This is a genomic window from Mycobacterium sp. E3251 (genome assembly GCF_001666835.1).
Lineage (GTDB): Bacteria > Actinomycetota > Actinomycetes > Mycobacteriales > Mycobacteriaceae > Mycobacterium.
The window spans coordinates 18,019-36,391 of sequence record NZ_LZJF01000125.1 but is presented as its reverse complement, the minus strand read 5'-3'; the positions used below and the strand labels follow the sequence as shown (position 1 = coordinate 36,391).

Below are 18,373 nucleotides of genomic sequence, written 5' to 3'. Positions count from 1 at the left end.
CAGGCCGGGAAGATCTTTGTGTAATTCACCACGCCCACCACCTTGACGTGGTCGAAGTGCGGCACGTCGCTGAAATCGCTCCACCCGGAGCACACCAGCGCCCGCTCACCCAGCTCCGCGCACGCCGCGCCGATCAGAGCGACCGTGTCGGCCGGCGATTCGGCAACCGGCATGCTGCCAAAGCCGAAGCAAATCGGCGGTGTCCCCTTCGCGATCCACGACAACACCTCGTCGTCGACATCCGTGGTCAGCTCCATGGTCAGCGTCCCGACAAAGGGGCGCTGGCCGCTCCACTTCGCCCATTCGTCGGCCAGCCCGGGAAAGCACACTTTGTCATAGGCCTGGATCTCCAACGCGCCGCGGGCCGTCATCCGTTGCGGCGCGGGACCTTTTGCCTTCGGCAGACCGAATGCGCGGCGCTGCGCGTCCTCGGCCTTCTTGGTCACCCGCCACTGGACCCAGTCCAGCGTGGCCATCGCGGAGCGGACTAGCAGCGCCGGCAGGTTCGGGGCGAGCTGGCCGTTCGGTCGCATCGGGAAATAGTGCATCGTGGCCAACGGGAGCTTGAGATACTCCGCCACGTCCGCCGCGACCCCCGGAAAGCCCGGGCCGGTGAACACGAGATCGGCACCCTCCGACAGCGATGTCAGCGTCGCGCTCATGTCCGCCCAGGACCGGACCAGCATGTCCTGGGCTTCCCGCCACCGCCGTCTAACTTCGGGAAAGTCCCATAACTTGGCGAGGAAATCCGTGTCCCAAAAGCCCTCCTGCTGATCCGGCCCGTAGGCAGTGGCCGTCAATCCGGCCGACTCGACCAGTGGAACCAGGTTGGGCGGGACGGCCATGCACACGTCGTGTCCGCGGCGGACCAGTTCGCACGCAACCGCGGTGGAGGGCTCGACATCGCCGCGCGTTCCGTAGCTTGCCAGAGCGAACTTCACGACATCCCACCTTTCAGTTGCCGTGTAATCAGGCGATGCCGGAGCCATTATGTCTGCACCTCCGACTTGCGGATGGGCATTCGCTGTTGGTTTGAACCGCGGCTCACTGCGGGAGCGTTCAGCCACCACCGCGGACCAGCAAACCGGGGTCTGGCCAGTCGCCTCGCCCGGTGGTTCTCTTGACCAGGACCTTCATCACGGAGACGTATCTGTTCAAGGCATACAAGAGTCCCCTCGATCGTGCAGCCTGCAGCCTCGCCTCGAGATGGTCCTTGTCGGAATTCGCAAGGAGGGTCGCTGGATGGGTGAGGGGCAGGCTCAACTCCTCGGCGCGCAGCGAAGCCTGCGAAGAATAAACCCTATTCCACGTCGTGTGCGTCGCCTCCGCATGGAAGCCAATATTCTGTACCAGGTTTCGGGCAGGATGGGCGCAAAGGCCTGAGTTGGCCCATATGCTGTAGAACCACTGGTAGGCCCAAGTATTGATTTTCCCGTCGTAAACATGTTGCAGGGTCGCCTCTCGGTAATAACGCTCGACGGGCGTCTGGAAGTATTGGTCGAAAAGTCTTCTATCTCTTATCTCTGGCCAGTGTGTCATGTTGAGGTCGTACTTCGTCCAGGCTCGCCTCCAGGTAGCCCAGCCCCAGACGTGCGGATACCTTGAGAAGTAGTAGCTATCCGCCGTCTCGGACTGCCCGAAAAGGTGATTGCGCCCGGTGATCATCATGACCCGCTCGTCACTCTCATAGCGATCGAGGAGGTTAACGCAGTAGGGGAAGAATGAGTCAGACGGCAAGCAGTCGTCCTCGAGAATTATCGCTTTGTCGACCAGTCCGAATGCCCACGTTATGCCTGAGGAGATGCGAAGTCGGCAGCCCAGGTTGGTCTCCGAGAAGTCGGTCTGCACTTCGCAGTCCCAATCAACTTCGTCGATAATCGCGCGCGTCTCCGCGCACCTTTCGGCCTCCCCGGGTCTGTTCGTGCGAGGCCCGTCCGCGATCACTAAAAGCTTCCTAGGCTTTGCGGCTCTGATTTTCTCGAAGACTTGCCGGGTGGTGTCCGGCCGGTTGAAGATGATGAAGATGACTGGGGCGCAATCCACTTCGCTGATCACTTGATGCAGTCAACCACTAGGGACATTGGCCTAAAGGGATGGGATACCCTCTCGTCATTATCCGGAGTTCTCTTCACGAAGCCTTTCGAGTAGTCGATGGGTTTCGTATGGGGAGTTCCGTTTTCATCATAGTAGTGAAGGAACTCGACGGAAGAAAATTTTGCATCTTTTAGGAGTTGAGAAGCGGTCTCAAATTTCGGGAACCAAACATGACCGCCACGCACGACTTTTTTCTTGCCAAAAATTGGAGGCCGGCGCTTGTATTCCCCGCCTCCGGATGGGTCAAACAGGATGTTGCCCGCTCGGTCCTTAACCGATCTATCGTATAGAACGTCACACCGGTAATCTGGAAGCGATAACCTGAAGAGCCCTCCCTTCTTAAGGATTCTGTATATCTCAGAAATTGTGGCGGGTAGTTTAACGTACTCTACATGCTCGAAAACATCTTCGGACTGGTAAGTATCGACGGATTCCTCGGGTATCGGCAGCGGCTTTGAAACATCGTGGCGAATGTGCCACTCGTCATCTTGGCTCAAGGATAGTCCCACTTGACGTCGGGTGCGGTACTCCGGCATGTCGGGCAGATCGCCGGCATACAAGTTGACAACCGAAAGCGACGACAGTTCGCTGAACCTCATGTGCTGATTCCCCTAAATCCGACCCATGCCGTAGTACTCAAAACCCTCGTCCCGCATGCGCTCAGGGTCGTAGATGTTTCGGCCATCGAACACAACGTGTCCGCGCATCGCCGATTTGACGCGTTGCCAAGACGGCCGCTGGAACTGTTTCCACTCCGTGAGCAAGAGCAACGCGTCGGCGCCCGCGACCGCGTCGTACATGTTCCCGGCATACTCGATCGACTCCCCGAGCGCCTTTCTCGCCTTGGCGGCTCCTTCGGGATCAAACGCCCGCACTTGTGCCCCGAGCTCGACCAGTCTCTTCGCGATGATTAGGGATGGGGCTTCTCGCACGTCGTCGGTCCGTGGCTTGAAGCTGAGTCCCCAGAGCGCGATGCGCAGGCCGTGCAGATTCTGCGCGGGCGACCCGTTCCCAAAACGGGTGACGATCTTGGATACGAGGGCGGCCTTCTGCTCGTTATTGACCTGCTGAACCGCACGCAGCAGACGCATATCCGACCCCAGATCGTCGCCGGTATGTAGAAGGGCCTGAACGTCTTTCGGCAAGCAAGAGCCGCCATAGCCGATCCCGGGAAATAGGAATTCATAGCCAATGCGCTTGTCGGCCCCGATGGCCTCCCGGACCGCCGAGATATCGGCACCGGCTTTCTCACACAAGTTCGAGATCTCGTTGATGAAGGAAATCTTGGTCGCGAGAAACGAGTTGGCGGCGTACTTCGCCATCTCGGCGCTCCTGATGTCGATGACAATCAGGGGATGAAACGTGCGCAGGAAAGGCTCGTAGAGCTCTCGCATGGTATCGAGGGCCCGCTTCGAGTCGCCGCCGATCACCACGCGGTCGGGTTGCATGAAGTCGGCGACAGCTTTGCCCTGCTTTAAAAATTCGGGGTTGGACACCACATCGAACTCGAGATTGGTCTTCCTGCCAATGATCGCCCGGACTTCGTCGGCAGTGCCGACAGGAACGGTCGACTTGTTGACAACGACCTTGTAGCGGTCCAGATAGCACCCGATGTCATTGGCCGCGGAATAGACGTGGCTGAGGTCGGCAGCGCCGCTCTGGCCCATGGGCGTTGGCACGGCGATGAAGATCACGTCTCCGTGTTCGACTCCGCGCCGCACGTCGGTCGTGAAGTCGATAAGCCCGTTCTCCCGATCCGTTTGAATCAGCTCAGCCAGGCGGGGCTCGTAAATTGGGACCTCTCCCGCCAGTAGCCGGTCTATCTTGGCCTGGTCGATATCGACGCAGACGACGTCGTTGCCGCTGTCCGCGAGGCAGGCGCCTGTGACGAGACCGACGTAGCCGGATCCGATCACCGAAATTTTCAAAACGCCCCCTTCACTGCTCGACGGATCGCCGACCATATTGCCGCAAGCGCATGTAGTGCATGCGCGATTCCTGCGTAGTCGTCGGTGAAAAATGCCAAGGTTCGGTCGCCGAGTGACTTGAACGTGAGCCAAGTCACCGGCTTGACAACCAGCTCGTGCTCCCTGCCGGGAGGGCCGTGACATTCTTCCGGTCGCTCAATTCGGGGGCAGCGGCCGCCGGACCCTCTGGCTGGTAACGCGGCATTTCGGACGGACTGCCGAACCCGCGCCCGAGCGGTCATTGGAAGACACCTGCCTTCACACACTCCCATGTGTGTAGGGAATCCTCACCTGATGCGTCAATTAGCCAGCGATGGTTGCAGATATCGCTGTGCCAATGCGCTGTGCCCGCTTCACTTTCCACACGCTGGCCGCGATCTTTACTGATGACGAAGCGTCTGATAGCGCTCTGCCTGGCGTGTAGCTCTGATCGACTGTGAGCGTTCGTCCGCCCGGTCTCAACCGCCACCTTTGCGAATCTCGCCAGTTGCCGACCCGTCCTTTCATCGAGATGGGGCAGCACGCCGAGGCCCATGACGAGGTCGAGCGTTCCAGCGCCGCTGCTTCCGGCGTATTCCAGCAGGCGACAACGGAATGTCCGTAACATCGTCGTCATGCACAAAACCGTGCCGGTCTACAGAAACACGTTCGCGCGAGAACTCTGGTATGGCACGGGGGTTCGCGTCGCCCGGCCTAAAGGGGCTCTGGCGCTACGTCTGGGGACAACGATGCCAGATTACGCCGTCGCTCTGCTGGACGAGCATGAGCCGTTCGGAAATTGGAGTGCGGCTGCGAAGGGAGAGGTTGCGCGGGGCAAGGCCTTTCTGCGCATTTTCAAGCAGAGGATCGCTGCCGGTTCTCTTGGTGCCCGAGTCTCTTGGCTGCGTTTTCTACCCTCAGTCGGCGGAGGCACCACCTGGTTCGACTTTTTCGCCATGCGACTGCCCGCGCTCTGCCCGGGAAGGCCGCTTTCCTCCGTTTCCCGCCAGAAACTCAGCGTTTTGGGCGTGAAAGTCGTCAGCGTGGGACACGGTATGGGCAGCATTCTGCTGGCCGCGTGGAAGCGTCGCCGAGAAGCGGCGTGGTTCCCGCTTCCGGTCGTGTACACGATCAGCGACCTCTTGCCGTTCGAGATCGCCGAGCGGCGCTACGGTCGACCCGTCTACGCGTGGTCCCTTGTCGGGGCGGAGTTCATGTCGCGCCATCTCCGCGTCGCCTGGAGGCGCAGGGTGCTGTGACGATGAATCTATCGCTCGCTTTCAAGTTGCTTTTTAGGCGCTTCTTCTGCGTGAAGCTCGCAAACCTATGCCCCTTTACGTCGGGACGAATCTTCCTTTATCGGCTCATGGGCATTCGAATCGGTACCGACGTCTACATGGGTTTTGACATCGAGCTCGAGACGAATTATCCGGAACTGGTGAGAATTGGCAATCACGTCACTATCTCTCATCGTTGCATCATCAGCGCCCATATGGGCAGCCCTTCGGACACACCTGTAAAACGCTCCTATCCGCTGAGCTCAAAGCCCGTCATCATCGAAGATGGAGCGTGGATTTGCATTGGCGCGATCATCCTGCCTGGAGTCACGATCGGCGAGAACGCTGTGGTCGCGGCAGGAGCGGTGGTGTCGCGAGACGTCCCGGCCAATACCATGGTTGGCGGCGTTCCCGCGCGGTATATTAAGCGCCTCGACTCTGGACCCGCAGAGGCCGCACAATGACTGCCGTCGGAATTATCGGTTCCGGACACACAGCTATTGCCGTCGCGAAGGTGCTTGTGCGGCGCGGCGTTCGTCCCATCATTCTCGACGTAGGAGAAACGCTCGACGCCGACCGACAAGCCGTCGTGACCAGGATGGGCGCGCAGCGGAAGATGGAGTGGAGTGCCGAGGACCTGGCCGTGGTCACACACAACCCCACCATTTCGCAAAAGAAGGTGCTGCGACTCGCGTTCGGGTCCGAATACCCGTACGCCGGCACGCGAGCGACCGCGCCGCTCGACGTGGTCGAGGACGGCCCGAGCCCCTCGATGGCACGCGGTGGTTTCAGCACGATTTGGGGTGCTGCCATGCTGCCCGCCGCGCCTTGTGACCTGAGCGCGTGGCCCTTTCGCGCGCGCGATCTCGATCCGTACTACGAACTCGTCTTGCGAGGCTTGCCGTTCTCCGCGACGAACGACGCGCTGGCTCGCGAGTTCCCTCTCTATCGAGACGACGCTCAGCCGCTCGCCGCGTCCCCCATCATCCGATCTTTTCTGCGGACACTCGACCACTCGCGATTCTTCCAAGGCCGCAAGGATGTGGCCTACGGGCAAGCGCGCATCGCGGTGCGTGCCGAAGACGGTCCAGACGGTCCGGGGTGTGTCTATTGCGGGCGCTGCCTCTCAGGATGTGTCTACGGATCGATCTACTCCGCCGAACAAGACCTGCAGAAGATGATTCGAGCCGACGAAGTCGACTACCGGTCCGGTCGCACCGTGATGGAATTTTCTGAGCGAGGCAACGAAGTAGAAGTCTTCTGCGAGACCAGCGCAGGCGCCGAACGCGTCGTGGTGAATCGTCTATTCGTGGCTGCCGGCGCGCTCAACTCGACGCGCCTCGTGCTCGAGTCGAAACGACTCTATAACCGTCCTGCGGTAATGAAGACGACGCAAGGCTTCGTTGTCCCGATGGTCAACGTTCGGGGCGCGGCGTATGAGTGGCCAATCGCGAACACCCTTTCGGGAGCTTTCTTCGAGTTCAAACACCCTTCCATTTCAGACAATTGGATTCATGCGCAGATCAGCCCGGCCAATGAGCTCATCTTGGCAAAGCTGGGTTATCGAGCGAATGACGGACTTTTCGATCACGTCCGCAAGCTCGTGCTCCGGCGACTCCTCATCACGCTCTGCAATTTTCATTCGGACCTCGCAGGGTCCTATCTGCTGCGCCTCAGCCCAGGAGCCGCGGGCATGCGAAGCGTTCTTTCGGTGACGACCCGGCCATCGACGGACTTTGCGGACGTCATGAAAAGAGGGTCCCGGCGCCTCACGCGGCTCCTGTCAATGGTTGGGGTCTTCCCTGTCACCCCGTTAATGTACGGCGACCCACTAAAACCGATAGGCTGGCACTTCGGCGGTACGCTTCCCATGATGAAGGCTCCCAGCGACGAAATGCACACAGACCTGCTTGGACGTCCGAAGGGGTGGCAGCAAATCCACGTCGTCGACAGCAGCGTTTTTTCTTCGGTGCCCGCAACGACGGTTGCCTTGCTCGCGATGGCGAACGCGTCTCGAATCGCCCAAACCGCTCCACTCGAAAACTGAGGATTCCGTGGCTATTCCGCGCACCATCGTCTACCACCCTGTGTGGTTCGACGTACGGAACTACTTCGCTTCGTTTCGGAAGCCCGCGGGTGAAGCGGACGACAAGGTCGCGGGGTTCGAACGTGCCTTCGCTCGCCACATGGGCGTGAGCAGCGCGCACGCGTTTCCGTATGCACGAACGGCACTCTACTTCGCTTTGAAGGCGCAGAATTTCGAACCGGGTTCGGAGATCATCATGCCGCCTATCACGATCAAGCCCATGATGGACATCGTGATCAGCCTCGGGCTCAAGCCGGTTTTCGCCGATATCGAGCTCGAAACGCTCTGCTTCGATCCTGACGAACTCAAGAAGGTGATCAATCCCAATACTCGCGCCGTCCTGGTTACCTACCTATTCGGAATGGCCCCCAACGTGGATGCAGTCATGGCCGTGTGCCGCGAGCACGATTTGTTCGTAGTCGAGGACTTCTCACACGCGCTGAACGCCTCGTGGAACGGCAAGAAGCTCGGAACGTTCGGAAATGTCGGCATCTACTCCTGCTCGAAAACCAAGACTCTCGACGCCTACGGCGGCGGGCTGGCAGTCACGAATGATCCGGCGCTCGCTAAATGTCTCGAGGAGGCGCAGGATTCCCTACGTCCGACGCCACCGGCGCGCCTTCGCGCGAAGATCAAGGATGCCCTCATCACGAACGTCGCTACGCGCCGTCCCGTCTTCACGATGGCCGTCGCACCCATCCTGGTGCTGGTCGGAAAATTCAATCCGGAAAAGGCGCAAGCGCTCACGGGAGCGCGACAAAACCTCAAGCCCGATACCGTGCTTCCGGCGGACTACTTCGAGCAATTCACCTCGGTTCAGGCTGAAGTCGGCTTGGCGATGCTGGAGAAGGTTGGAAGAGAAGACAATAAGCGAATCTCGAATGCCGCGGAGCTCCGTCGGTCTTTGATGCAGTTGGGCGAACCCTGTCCGCGAACTGACAATCGGGGACGGAGCGTGTACTGGCAGTTCGTGGTGTTCGCCCACGATGCGGAGCGTTTCCGGACTGCTCTTGCAAGCCGTGGAATCGATACGGGTACGACGAACCTCTCGCTCGTGTGCGGCCTGGGAATCTACCCGGAATACGAAGTGAAGTGTCCCAACGCCGAGCGCGTGAAGAACAACGCCATGTACGTTCCCGTGTACCCCCGGCTCGGCCGTACGGCTCTGAAGCAAGTAATCGACGCAATTCCCGACGCTTTTAACCAGTCGCGGTGATCGGAAACCGTTTACGCAGGGTCAGCCGCGGTAGAGGGGGAAGCAGTGGTCCCAGGCCTGGGTGCTCGCGCCAGCGCGACCAAATGGATGGCGATTCCTACCAACGGACCACATAGCAGCGCGATCACGGTGCGCGTCTCCAGCGGCAACTGCAGCAATAGCAACAACGTCGACGCCACCGTCGCGCCGACCCATCCCAGGGCGTAGGCGCGGTGGAGTGAAGCCGCGACCACGGCGGTTCCGGTGAGCGCCAGTATGGCGATGACTACGGCCGCCGCCGTGAACCAGGCGAGTAACGCTCCGCTGGCGTTGTAATCCGGACCGAAGCCGGCACGCAGCAGCCAGGGGCCGATCACTCCTCCGGTCAGCACCCCGACCCCACCGATCCCACCGATGATCAACGCCGGCGCGATCAACGCGTGAAGCCGTTCGGTCCGCCGGTCGACGAAATGAGCAATGAGGTTGCCTTGCATTGCATTTAGAGGGACCAAAAGCGGAGCTCGGGTCAAGGTGACCGCGAGAATGATCACCCCACCCGTCTCGCCCAATTGGTTCGAGGTCGCCTTAAGCAGTACGGGGAAGCCCATCACCAGTATCGCGCTGGCACCCGCGGCGGTGATTGAATGAGCGGCGCCGCTCAGGAATGTGGCAAGCCCGCCGGGAGTGGAGCGTCGGGCTGCGACGCGAGTAGTGGGCGAGACCATCAACATGAGAAGCCAGGCCCCTGCCCCGGCGGTGGTGGCGGATAAGAACCCGCTTAGGCCCCACCCCATTACGACCGCGCCTACCGCGACAGCTAACCGGATGACGGCGTCAGTCAACATCAGCGCCCCATAATGTGTCCATCGGTCGTAGCCGGCCAGCGCGCCCATCAGGGTCGCTTGCATCCCGAACCCGGCCAACCCGAGGCTGAGAAGGCCTACTGACAGCCAGTTCGCCCCGCCGAACACCAGTGGGCTCCATAGCGGTGAACTGCCCGCAATCACACCGGCTGTAGCGACACCAATCATCGCAGCGGCCAGCAGTGGACGAGTACGGGGGGCCGCGACGGTCGTTGTATATCGCGCTAATCGGACCTCGCGGGTTGTCTCTTGAAGAAGACCGTAGGCGGCGCCAGTTACCACGCCGAGCGCACCCCAGAAGACCCCAAATATGGCAAAACGATCCGGGGACAGGGTGCGGGCCGCGAGACAGAAGACCGCATAAACGCAAATAACCGTCAATACAGTCGACGTGCCGACCCGTGCGACGCTACCCCTTGCTACTGGGCCGACGGAGGTGGCCGCATCTACGCCGTCAGTCATCGTGACGGCACGTTGGCGGTTAGGCCGAAACATCGTTCGTGGGAGCACAGCTACCCCCGGGGAGTCGGATGCCCGAGGCAATGAGCGCCGTCAGCGGGTAACAGATCATTGGCTTGTCATACTGGGCTTGCAGCTTTACGGCTGGCGCCTGCCTTCACAAGCTGCACTCCATTGACCAGTGTGTGTAGGGAGGCCACCCCCAATGTCTCACTGCGCCAGCAATGCTCGTGAAAACTCCCTCCGCCAGTGCGCGGTAGCCTGCTTCATTGCGCACGTGCTGACCCCGATCTTTGCTGATGATGAAGCGTGCGATGGGATTTTGCTTCGGCGCGTAACACGCGTCGAGGGTCAATAGCCGTCCGCCCGGTTTTAATGCAGCCTTCGCCAGCGTCATGAATTGCCGCGCCGTGCCGTCATCGAGGTGGTGGAGCACGCCTATGCCCATGACGAGGTCGAACGGTTCCAGGGTCGCCGCTTCCGCCTGTTCTAGCAGGCGGCAATGGAAAGTCCCTCGCGTGCCGAATTTTGCCTCAGCCGCCGCAATATATTCCGTGCTCATGTCATACCCCGTATACGCCACATCCTCTGGAAGGGAGTCGAGGATTTCTGCCGGGCCGCAGCCAAGATCGAGAATGCGCATGCCCGGGAACGGCCGGATGAGATCGCGGACGATCCACTCGCGTCCACGTTTTGCGCCCATAATCCGCTGGAGCGCCTCATACACGAGTGGATGCGAAAGTACCGCTCGAATTCCCGAGGTCACTTGGGCCATGTCATCGCTTCTTCGTCGCGCGGACATCGATGATGTGTGCGATTGAAGATTCATTGCTCATAAGGTCTTAATCCTTGGGCGTTTTTGGTAGAAGTTCAGCACGGCGCACGCGACCTCCTCCACGTCGTGGTCGGTGAGGTCAAAGTACATCGGCAGTCTTAACAATCGAGCGCTAAGTTCTTCCGTCCTCGGTAAATCCTTTTCTGGTATTCCCAGTGATCTCGCAAACGGAGAGGTATGCAACGGCACATAATGAAAAACGGCGAGGATGCCCGCAGCACGCAGGTGCGCGATTAGCTCCGTGCGCTCCTCAATACCGGCAGTCAGCAGATAGAACATATGGTAATTAGGCGAACAATGCGGCGGTATAACAGGGATTCGAATGAGGCCGCTTTCCACCAGCGGGGTCAGCAGCGTCGTGTAACGGTCAAATATCTCGCCGCGTCGTCGGGTTATCTTTTCTACGTTCTCTATCTGGCCCACTAGGAAGGCGGCGAGCATGTCCGAGGGGAGAAAAGAGGAGCCCAAGTCAACCCAGGTATACTTATCAGTCTGGCCGCGAAGGAATTGGCTGCGGTTAGTACCCTTTTCGCGCAGGATTTCGGCACGCTGCTCCATGGATGGATCGTTGATTACCAGCGCACCACCCTCGCCGCAGGAAAGATTCTTGGTTTCGTGAAAGCTATAGCAGCCCAAGTGTCCAATCGTGCCCAGCCAACGGTTCCTATAACGGGCGTGCACACCCTGGGCCGCATCCTCGACCACCAACAGGCCATGGCTCTCGGCAATACTCATGATCGCGTCCATTTCGCAGGCGACGCCCGCGTAGTGAATTGGGAAGATGGCGCGGGTGCGCGGTGTGATCGCCTGCTCGATCAGTCGCTCATCGATGTTGAGCGTATCGGACCTGATATCTACGAACACCGGCCGGGCGCCCCTCAGGACGAACGCGTTGGCCGTCGAGACGAAAGTGTAAGACGGGACGATCACCTCGTCGCCCGGCTGCAGGTCGCAGAGCAGCGCGGCCATTTCCAGCGCGGCAGTGCCGGATGTGGTCAATAAGACCCGCTTGGCGCCAAAGCGTTCTTCCAGCATGGCCTGGGCGCGCCTGGTGAAAGGCCCGTCACCGCTGGCATGCCCGCCTGCGATCGCCTGGCCGACGTAGGTCAGTTCCGATCCGACGACGGCGGGTTTGTTGAACGGGACGCGGATGGTCATTAGGCAATCCTCGTCGAAACCCCATCCGACGGTGTCGGCAGCCGCAGGGGATACGAATGGTTCAGGAGACGCAGGCCATCAGCGACAACGCGTCGACCGCGCGACCATGAATGATCTGATGAGGGCCACCAGTCTGGGAGGCCAGAACCCAAAGAACGATAAACGATGCGTATGCATTGCGCGCCGACTATGCGGGTCATTCGAATCGCATTACCGCCTCCCATCCACCGACGAGATTCCATCGCGGCGGACGGTTGCGACGGACCAGGGCCTGTTCCAACAAGGCCGGCGCCTTGAGAACATACGCAAGAAACGTCCGTACGGGAGCGCTTGCGAACGTTGTCTCCACTATCGACGGTCGCGACGAGAGCATCTTGCCCTTTATCCCGAAAGTGTCCATGAATTGGTCCCAGAATACGCTGCCCATGTCGTGGACGTGTCCTGGATAGGTGATGTCGAGCGAGCGCATGACGCGTGTAAGTGGTAATACAAATGGAGTACGGGCATACATATAGGCGCCCTTACCTGCACACGCGATGACCTGGCGAATCGCGGTATGGGCGTCAGGTATGTGCTCGAAAATTGCACTGGCAAGGATTAGGCCGTGCCCACCTTCGACTGTTGTCAGGTTCTGATGCGCGGTGATCCGGATACGCGGGTCCTCTACACGTCGCGGCTCGCTGTAGTCGACCACATCAATAGTGATGATCGATGCTGAATTTCCCCGGGATTGGAGCGACTTCGCGATCGCTATCGCTAGTGAGCCGTCACCGCCGCCGAAATCGAGGATGCGCAGCGACTTAGAGCCATAAAGGTCCGGCATCGCATGCAGCGCGTGGCGAGCGAAGCGCTCCGGCTTATCTAGCGTGTGCCGCAGGGCCGCGCCCGAGTAGTATCCAGCATAGTAGTTCGCGAGGACCTCGGGTTTAGGCATATGCGAGGCGGAGGCCGCGCCACATGCTGTGCATTGCAGCATGTCGATATCGGGGTCACGCTGCACGCGGAATACGGGGCGGCGAGGCAGGGATGAATGGCACACGGGACACATTTGGCGCGCGTCTTCGATGTCGGCAGCGCTGACGCGTTGGCCGCGATGGAACCCTGTCGCCTGAACCATCGGCTTCATCCTCCCATCTAGACGTTCGCGAGTGGCCCCGTCAGTTCCCGCAAGCTCTGGACGCGCAGGCAGTCAGCGTATGGCAAAAGATTGCCGCGATCGACCAAAATCGGCGTCAAACCAGCATTCCGCGCACCAACCACGTCTGCGACGTACTCATTACCCACGTACACCACCCGGGAAGCGTCGAGAGCATTGCGCTCGAGAAAGGCCTCAAAACATGCCCGCGCCGGCTTCTCGGCGCCAAGTTGTTCTGAAGATGCGGCGTCAACGATCAAGCGACGTAGTCCGGCGCGCACCAGCACGTGGTCGAGGTGGCGATCCCAGTTGGCTAGGGCATGGACCGGGATGCGCGCTCCGACCGCTGTTAAGGCGCTGGCCGCGTCGTCGTAAGCAATCCAGTGTCGCCTCGTCGCGAATCGCGCCAGCAGCAACGGATGCAGCCGATCGTATGACCGATCTATCCCCAGCGCTGCGCACAGCGATCTGTTGAACCCGGCGTAGAATTCCTCCCTTTTGGCTTTGGTCGTCAGTTCGCTGCTCTTGATCTGGATGGCAAAATTGACGATTTCGTAGGCGCGCGCGACATCGGCCATTGCGATGTCGAGGCCCAATTCAGCCGCGGAATCCCGGAAGATCTCCTCGGACGGCGGATCGAGGCGCAAAAGCGTTCCTGCACAGTCGAAGATGACGGCTTGGCATTCGGCGATCGCAGCTGCCGCGGTCAGCATGGATCAACCCGCAGGTCGCTGCCGCGCCGGTGGACGGTGGCGATTCGTGGGCGGGCGCGTGTTATCGGGTCGCCGCGCCCAAAATGCAGCGCTAGACGGAGCGGATCGTTGCACCCAATCGCGACGCGCATCTCGGTCGATCCAGATAGCCGTGCATTGACCTCGAACACCGACGGTCCTTCGTCGTCCCATCGGAGCTGCGCGTTGACGGCCCCCACGCCGGGAACTCGCTCGCCGAACGTTGAAATGAATTGCCGCATGTCAGGATTGTCCACGACACGGGCACGGACAGTGCGGCCTTGCTCAAGCGTGCGTTCCATGGCGACCGCATCCTGCATGACGCCTTGCGAGTCATAGAGGAAACTAACGGTGAACTCGGGTCCCGCGACATATTGCTGAAAGCAGTAATTCCGCGGCGGCGCAACGATGAATTCTCGCAGTGCAGCGCGACCGGACAAGATCTTAACGCCTTGGCTGCCGTGGCCGCTGCGAGGCTTGGCCACGATCGGCAACGCTAGCTGCTCGGCCGCACCTATCTCGCACGTGTTTGGTGCACGTATCCCGCGGGCCGACAGAAATCGTGTAGTCAGCAGCTTGTCCTCGGCCGCTTCGACCAATTCGTGCGGCGCAAGTACTACGTTGCACTCGGACTGGGCGAGCATTCCACGAGCGGCCGACAGGACCGCGATCTCCGCGTCGATACACGGCAGTAAGACCTCTATCTGATGTCGGGTTAGCGCAGTCCTCAAAGCATCCGGGTAACCGGACTGGGTTATAAGCGGAAGCTGCATGCACTCGTCCACGTCAGTTACCACGTGTGCGCTGGCATCGAGTCCAAGGATCCAGATTGGCTCGGCCCCGGGTGGATTGCGGCGCAGGCCGCTGACCGCACCACGCCCGGCGTCGCCGCTGACGCCGGTGACCGCCACACGCAGGGTCATGAGGCGTCGACAAGATGGTCTGCCAGGCTACGGAACGACGGATGTAGCCGCTTGGCGATCCGATTCAAGAACACTGGCAGTGGCCTTCCTGCGGCGTAGCTCTCATCAATAATTTTGCTAGAGCTGCCGAGCTTGCTGCGAATGAGCTCTGCGAGCGCGGCGAGCTCGTAGGTATCGTCCGAAAAGGCGTTCACGACAGTGGGAATGCGGTCCTCCTCGATCAGTGCAACCGCTAGTTCCGCGACATCGGCAACGTGGATGAAGTTCTGAAAGTAGGGTCGCGGTCCGCGCAGCAGCAAAGGCTCGTTCCGCAAAGCCCTTGCAACGAGCACGGGAAGCAGGGTCGTGCGAACCATTCCGGGTCCGTAGATCGACGAGGCGCGCAGGTGCGTAATCGCGATGCCCGGATTGTCGCGCCCGACCGCATCAAGACTGCGTTCGGCGGCTCGCTTGCTGCCGGCATACGCGCCGTTTCCGTCGGAAGGAGCGTCCTCGCCGATTATCCACCGACCAGTAGCTGGCGGCTGATAAACAGCAACACTCGATAGATTGACGATACGCCTCAGCGATTCAGCTGTGGACAGGGACGCAGCAAGCGTTGCACTGGCTATTGCGTTGTCGCGATCAAACTTGTCGGATCGTGCGGGAATTGCCGCCGCGCAATGGACAACAGCGGCGACATCGAACCGCATCGGGTCCAAGAAGGCCTCCGGATCTGCTAGGTCGGCGACCCAATCAATTTCCGGCCCGGCGCGCCGCGCATGCGTCACTACCTGCGCGCCGCGGGAGCGAAGCAGACCGGTCACATGCCTTCCGACGAAGCCGGAAGCGCCGGTCACCAGGATCGGCTCGATCATGCCCGACATGCGAGACAACGATAAGAGCTAAGGCCCCGACTCATCCTGTTAGCACTGCCCATCCTGAGTGCCGTCGCATGCCACGGTCTCCCTCACGACATAGGTCGGCCGGTCCATAGTGCGGAAGTGCATCCGAGCCAGATACTCGCCCATGATTCCAAGTGCGAAAAGCTGCGCCCCGGAGAAGATCGCGATGATCGAGGCTAGGAATGCGAACCCTGGCACCGCGCTCCCATTGATCAGATAGTTGGCGACAACCACCGCAAGGATAGCGACGCCAAAGAACACTAGGGCGAACCCGATGATGCTGGAGACCTGCAGAGGCAGCGTGCTGAAGCCGGTCATAAGGTCAATGGCGTAGCGAATGAGACGGGTGGCCGAATAGCCACTGGCGCCGACTGAACGTGGCGCATGCTGCACCTTGATCGTGGTGAATCGGGACGTCGCCCAGGTAAGCAGTACATCGATAGAGACGGTGGGACTGCGATAGTCGCAAAATCCGTCCCGCAAGCGGGTGCGGAATGCGCGGAAGGCGCTCACGTTGCGCGCCGACTCGGCGCCCATGGCGCTGGCTAACGCGATCTTCGTCAGGCGGGAGGCAAAATCGCGCAGTAACCCGTGATGCTCGCTCTGGGGAGCGCCATACACGACATCGACATCGGGGTCAAGCGCCGCAAGAAGAAGTGAAATCTCGCTGACCGGATGCTGCAGGTCGTCGTCCATCGTGATTATGACGTCGTAGCGTGCGGCGCGGATGCCGCACAGAAGCGCATTGTGCTGGCCGTAATTGCGGCTCATACGATAGCCGCGTACACGCTGGTCCGCCGCGGCCAGCTCGGTTATGACGGACCATGATTCGTCCCCGCCGCAATCCTCTACGAAGATGATCTCGAACGTTGGAGTGATCTCCGGCAACGTGATGCTCAACTGGCCGTACAACTCACGCAACGTCAGTGCTGCACGGTAAACAGGTATAACAACGCTCACAGCCGGCACGCCGCCTCCGATCGCAGCTTTGCGGTTCTCATAGGTTTTACCAACGTTAGGCGTCCTGCAAATTCACCTAACTCGAGTGTGACGTCATCGAGTACGACCGTCGGCGGGTTGAGCCGATCGTTGTGTAGCACCAAAATTCAGACAATTACGTCGCTCCTTGTGGTGATGATTTGGGGGTCTCCTCGGATATGGATGAGGACACGGTGATGGCAGTATCAGGGGACTCCTCCTGAGCCGGCCCTGGGCCACAGGTGGGGGAGAGAGCCGGCCTGCGGGCGTAGGAGACAATGATCACCGTGCAGGCGATCAGCCATAGGAACGGCGTTACAAACGCCGTAGTGTCCACTACCAAACGGACCGCCGCCTGACCCGGGATAGTAGTGCGGCCAATAGTGCCAAGCGGGATCAGGGCCATAGAGAGGGCCGTTGCCAGGCTCAACCAAATGCTGACTGCTCGGCGCGGGCCACCGTCTTGGGCTGAGAGTTTATCGAATATCCCCGCACCGGCCGGCCCATCGGGGTCTCGGACAATGAGCGCAGCGATCGGCAATGCGAATACTAGGTAGTAAAAGATGACGAGGGGAGGAGCGAGGGTCAAGGTGGCCAACAAAACGATGCCCACCATCACAGGCGGGATGCGCCGTCCCAACGCCACTACGGCGACAACGACAAGGAGCACAACTACGTACCCGAAATACGCTCGCGGCGCAGCGAGGTAGCTGCTCGACATCTTGCCCGTCTGCGCAAGTTGGGCGTAATCCGGCAGCAGCGTGAGCGCCCTGCCAAAAGCCACGTTTCGCATATCCGTGAGGTACAAGCCGCTGCCCGTGATGACGTTATGAATCGACTGGGCGATCGTCCCCGGAAAGTCACGCGGCCACAATAGATAGGCGCCGAACTGGGAGACCGCGACCCCGGCGATGGCGAGACCGCTGACACGCCACTGCCGGGCCGCGAATAAGGCCACCACCAGTGCGGCAAATTGCGGTTTCACCACTGCAGCCAGGACCACCATTATCGCAACGAGGCCCCACCGCTGTCGGCATAACGCCACCAAGAAAACCAGCGCGATCGGTACTAAGAAACCCGCCGAGTTAGCGCGATCGATCACAGCCCACACCGGGATAGCTGCGGTGCTTAACGCCACGAACACCACCACCCGCTCCAAGCCACACGCTCCCCGGGCGGCCCAGACCGCAGGAGAAAGAACCGCGGCCGTTAGTGCGAGCAAATAACCGATCAGTCCAAGCCGTGGTACACCCAGCAACTTCGCGGGAAACCCGAACAAGAGATGCGGCAGCATGCCAGCCGGCGGCCCCGCCGGGAGGAAGGGCGCGTGTGGCGGGAACATTGCATAGGGCTCCCAGGGATTGGGCCTCAGCCCTGCTCCTACGACCATCGCGTAGTCGCCGAAGCAGTGCCGTCCGGTTGTGGTGCCCCAATTGCCGAAGCAGTCCTCGGGGACGGATAAGAGTGAAGTGACGATGTCGACCGAGTAGCACTGCGAGAGCACATATCCAACCACCGCCGAAAACGCAGTGACGAGCAGGATGGCACCAAGGAGGAAGGTGCGTTCTGACTGGCCTATAACCACGGAGAGCCGCTCTCGGATTGCGGTTACCGGGCCGCGCCGGACCCAGGTAGATCGATTCATCTGCGTTCTCCTCGGTTCAGCATGAAATGGTCGCGAGAGCAGGGACGCATCGTCCGCCCACATACAGGCCCAAGCACGATCCGGAGCAACCCTTCAGCGTGGTTCAACATCTGGCGCAGTGAGCATGCGCGAGGTCAGCGAATTGAGTTTCGCGCACAGGACCC

At 60.4% G+C, this 18,373-nt stretch carries 18 protein-coding genes; 4 read left to right on the top strand and 14 right to left on the bottom strand.

The window, feature by feature from the left end:
• The 5 genes from A5697_RS15730 to A5697_RS27795 all read right to left on the bottom strand — a co-directional run.
• Positions 1 to 941: glycosyltransferase (locus A5697_RS15730; protein WP_156673318.1), on the bottom strand; the 941-nt coding region annotated here is incomplete at its 3' end.
• 118 nt (positions 942 to 1,059) lie between these two features.
• Positions 1,060 to 2,055 carry a methyltransferase type 11 gene (locus A5697_RS15725; protein WP_231972081.1) on the bottom strand — a complete coding sequence of 332 codons (996 nt, stop codon included), beginning with the start codon at positions 2,053 to 2,055 and terminating at the stop codon, positions 1,060 to 1,062.
• Entirely contained in the window at positions 2,052 to 2,693 is a 642-nt protein-coding gene (locus tag A5697_RS27265) for a methyltransferase domain-containing protein (RefSeq protein WP_082953423.1), read from the bottom strand. The genes A5697_RS15725 and A5697_RS27265 overlap by 4 nt, the downstream gene beginning before the upstream one ends.
• Positions 2,694 to 2,705: 12 nt before the next feature.
• Positions 2,706 to 4,058 (bottom strand): UDP-glucose/GDP-mannose dehydrogenase family protein, encoded by a 1,353-nt coding sequence (locus tag A5697_RS15720; RefSeq protein WP_231972080.1) that lies wholly within the window; start codon positions 4,056 to 4,058, stop codon positions 2,706 to 2,708.
• A gap of 241 nt (positions 4,059 to 4,299) precedes the next feature.
• A complete protein-coding gene (locus A5697_RS27795) occupies positions 4,300 to 4,677 on the bottom strand; it encodes a hypothetical protein (protein WP_156673317.1) in 378 nt (125 codons plus the stop codon).
• Between A5697_RS27795 and A5697_RS15715 the strand changes: the two genes are divergently transcribed.
• From A5697_RS15715 to A5697_RS15700, 4 genes are read left to right on the top strand one after another with little or no spacing between them, the layout of a single operon-like run.
• A complete protein-coding gene (locus tag A5697_RS15715) occupies positions 4,676 to 5,299 on the top strand; it encodes a hypothetical protein (protein ID WP_067944662.1) in 624 nt (207 codons plus the stop codon). The genes A5697_RS27795 and A5697_RS15715 overlap by 2 nt on opposite strands.
• Before the next feature lie 2 nt (positions 5,300 to 5,301).
• Positions 5,302 to 5,781, top strand: coding sequence for an acyltransferase (locus A5697_RS28650; protein ID WP_067944661.1), 480 nt, complete (start codon positions 5,302 to 5,304; stop codon positions 5,779 to 5,781).
• On the top strand, positions 5,778 to 7,364 hold the full coding sequence (locus tag A5697_RS15705; protein ID WP_082953422.1) for a GMC oxidoreductase: 1,587 nt from the start codon (positions 5,778 to 5,780) through the stop codon (positions 7,362 to 7,364). Before A5697_RS28650 ends, A5697_RS15705 begins: the two co-directional genes overlap by 4 nt.
• Positions 7,365 to 7,371: 7 nt before the next feature.
• The gene (locus A5697_RS15700) at positions 7,372 to 8,619 is read left to right on the top strand and encodes a DegT/DnrJ/EryC1/StrS aminotransferase family protein (protein WP_067944659.1); all 1,248 of its coding nucleotides are present in this window, start codon (positions 7,372 to 7,374) and stop codon (positions 8,617 to 8,619) included.
• 11 nt (positions 8,620 to 8,630) lie between these two features.
• On the opposite strand, the gene A5697_RS15695 is transcribed toward A5697_RS15700, so the two are convergent.
• The 9 genes from A5697_RS15695 to A5697_RS15655 form a co-directional block, all read right to left on the bottom strand.
• Entirely contained in the window at positions 8,631 to 9,923 is a 1,293-nt protein-coding gene (locus A5697_RS15695; RefSeq protein WP_067944658.1) for a hypothetical protein, read from the bottom strand.
• 154 nt (positions 9,924 to 10,077) lie between these two features.
• Entirely contained in the window at positions 10,078 to 10,695 is a 618-nt protein-coding gene (locus A5697_RS15690) for a bifunctional 2-polyprenyl-6-hydroxyphenol methylase/3-demethylubiquinol 3-O-methyltransferase UbiG (protein WP_067944657.1), read from the bottom strand.
• Between the two features lie 57 nt (positions 10,696 to 10,752).
• Complete coding sequence (rffA, locus tag A5697_RS15685; RefSeq protein ID WP_197501019.1) at positions 10,753 to 11,913, bottom strand: dTDP-4-amino-4,6-dideoxygalactose transaminase; 1,161 nt, start codon at positions 11,911 to 11,913, stop codon at positions 10,753 to 10,755.
• A 196-nt stretch (positions 11,914 to 12,109) separates the two neighbouring features.
• A complete protein-coding gene (locus tag A5697_RS15680; RefSeq protein ID WP_067944656.1) occupies positions 12,110 to 13,039 on the bottom strand; it encodes a methyltransferase domain-containing protein in 930 nt (309 codons plus the stop codon).
• Between the two features lie 8 nt (positions 13,040 to 13,047).
• Entirely contained in the window at positions 13,048 to 13,761 is a 714-nt protein-coding gene (locus A5697_RS15675; protein ID WP_067944655.1) for an HAD family hydrolase, read from the bottom strand.
• The gene (locus A5697_RS15670; RefSeq protein ID WP_067944654.1) at positions 13,755 to 14,702 is read right to left on the bottom strand and encodes an ATP-grasp domain-containing protein; all 948 of its coding nucleotides are present in this window, start codon (positions 14,700 to 14,702) and stop codon (positions 13,755 to 13,757) included. The genes A5697_RS15675 and A5697_RS15670 overlap by 7 nt, the downstream gene beginning before the upstream one ends.
• Complete coding sequence (locus tag A5697_RS15665) at positions 14,699 to 15,568, bottom strand: NAD(P)-dependent oxidoreductase (protein ID WP_067944653.1); 870 nt, start codon at positions 15,566 to 15,568, stop codon at positions 14,699 to 14,701. Before A5697_RS15665 ends, A5697_RS15670 begins: the two co-directional genes overlap by 4 nt.
• Positions 15,569 to 15,607: 39 nt before the next feature.
• On the bottom strand, positions 15,608 to 16,555 hold the full coding sequence (locus A5697_RS15660) for a glycosyltransferase family 2 protein (protein ID WP_067944652.1): 948 nt from the start codon (positions 16,553 to 16,555) through the stop codon (positions 15,608 to 15,610).
• A 145-nt stretch (positions 16,556 to 16,700) separates the two neighbouring features.
• Positions 16,701 to 18,209 (bottom strand): hypothetical protein, encoded by a 1,509-nt coding sequence (locus tag A5697_RS15655; RefSeq protein WP_067944651.1) that lies wholly within the window; start codon positions 18,207 to 18,209, stop codon positions 16,701 to 16,703.
• Positions 18,210 to 18,373: the final 164 nt, after the last annotated feature.

Bases quoted from the DNA above. Each gene is read 5' to 3' on its own strand.
- A5697_RS27265 (WP_082953423.1), bottom strand. From the start codon at position 2,693: ATGAGGTTCAGCGAACTGTCGTCGCTTTCGGTTGTCAACTTGTATGCC.
- A5697_RS15720 (WP_231972080.1), bottom strand. From the start codon at position 4,058: ATGGTCGGCGATCCGTCGAGCAGTGAAGGGGGCGTTTTGAAAATTTCG.
- A5697_RS15715 (WP_067944662.1), top strand. From the start codon at position 4,676: ATGCACAAAACCGTGCCGGTCTACAGAAACACGTTCGCGCGAGAACTC.
- A5697_RS27795 (WP_156673317.1), bottom strand. From the start codon at position 4,677: ATGACGACGATGTTACGGACATTCCGTTGTCGCCTGCTGGAATACGCC.
- A5697_RS28650 (WP_067944661.1), top strand. From the start codon at position 5,302: ATGAATCTATCGCTCGCTTTCAAGTTGCTTTTTAGGCGCTTCTTCTGC.
- A5697_RS15705 (WP_082953422.1), top strand. From the start codon at position 5,778: ATGACTGCCGTCGGAATTATCGGTTCCGGACACACAGCTATTGCCGTC.
- A5697_RS15695 (WP_067944658.1), bottom strand. From the start codon at position 9,923: ATGACTGACGGCGTAGATGCGGCCACCTCCGTCGGCCCAGTAGCAAGG.
- A5697_RS15690 (WP_067944657.1), bottom strand. From the start codon at position 10,695: ATGGCCCAAGTGACCTCGGGAATTCGAGCGGTACTTTCGCATCCACTC.
- rffA (WP_197501019.1), bottom strand. From the start codon at position 11,913: ATGACCATCCGCGTCCCGTTCAACAAACCCGCCGTCGTCGGATCGGAA.
- A5697_RS15680 (WP_067944656.1), bottom strand. From the start codon at position 13,039: ATGAAGCCGATGGTTCAGGCGACAGGGTTCCATCGCGGCCAACGCGTC.
- A5697_RS15675 (WP_067944655.1), bottom strand. From the start codon at position 13,761: ATGCTGACCGCGGCAGCTGCGATCGCCGAATGCCAAGCCGTCATCTTC.
- A5697_RS15670 (WP_067944654.1), bottom strand. From the start codon at position 14,702: ATGACCCTGCGTGTGGCGGTCACCGGCGTCAGCGGCGACGCCGGGCGT.
- A5697_RS15665 (WP_067944653.1), bottom strand. From the start codon at position 15,568: ATGTCGGGCATGATCGAGCCGATCCTGGTGACCGGCGCTTCCGGCTTC.
- A5697_RS15655 (WP_067944651.1), bottom strand. From the start codon at position 18,209: ATGAATCGATCTACCTGGGTCCGGCGCGGCCCGGTAACCGCAATCCGA.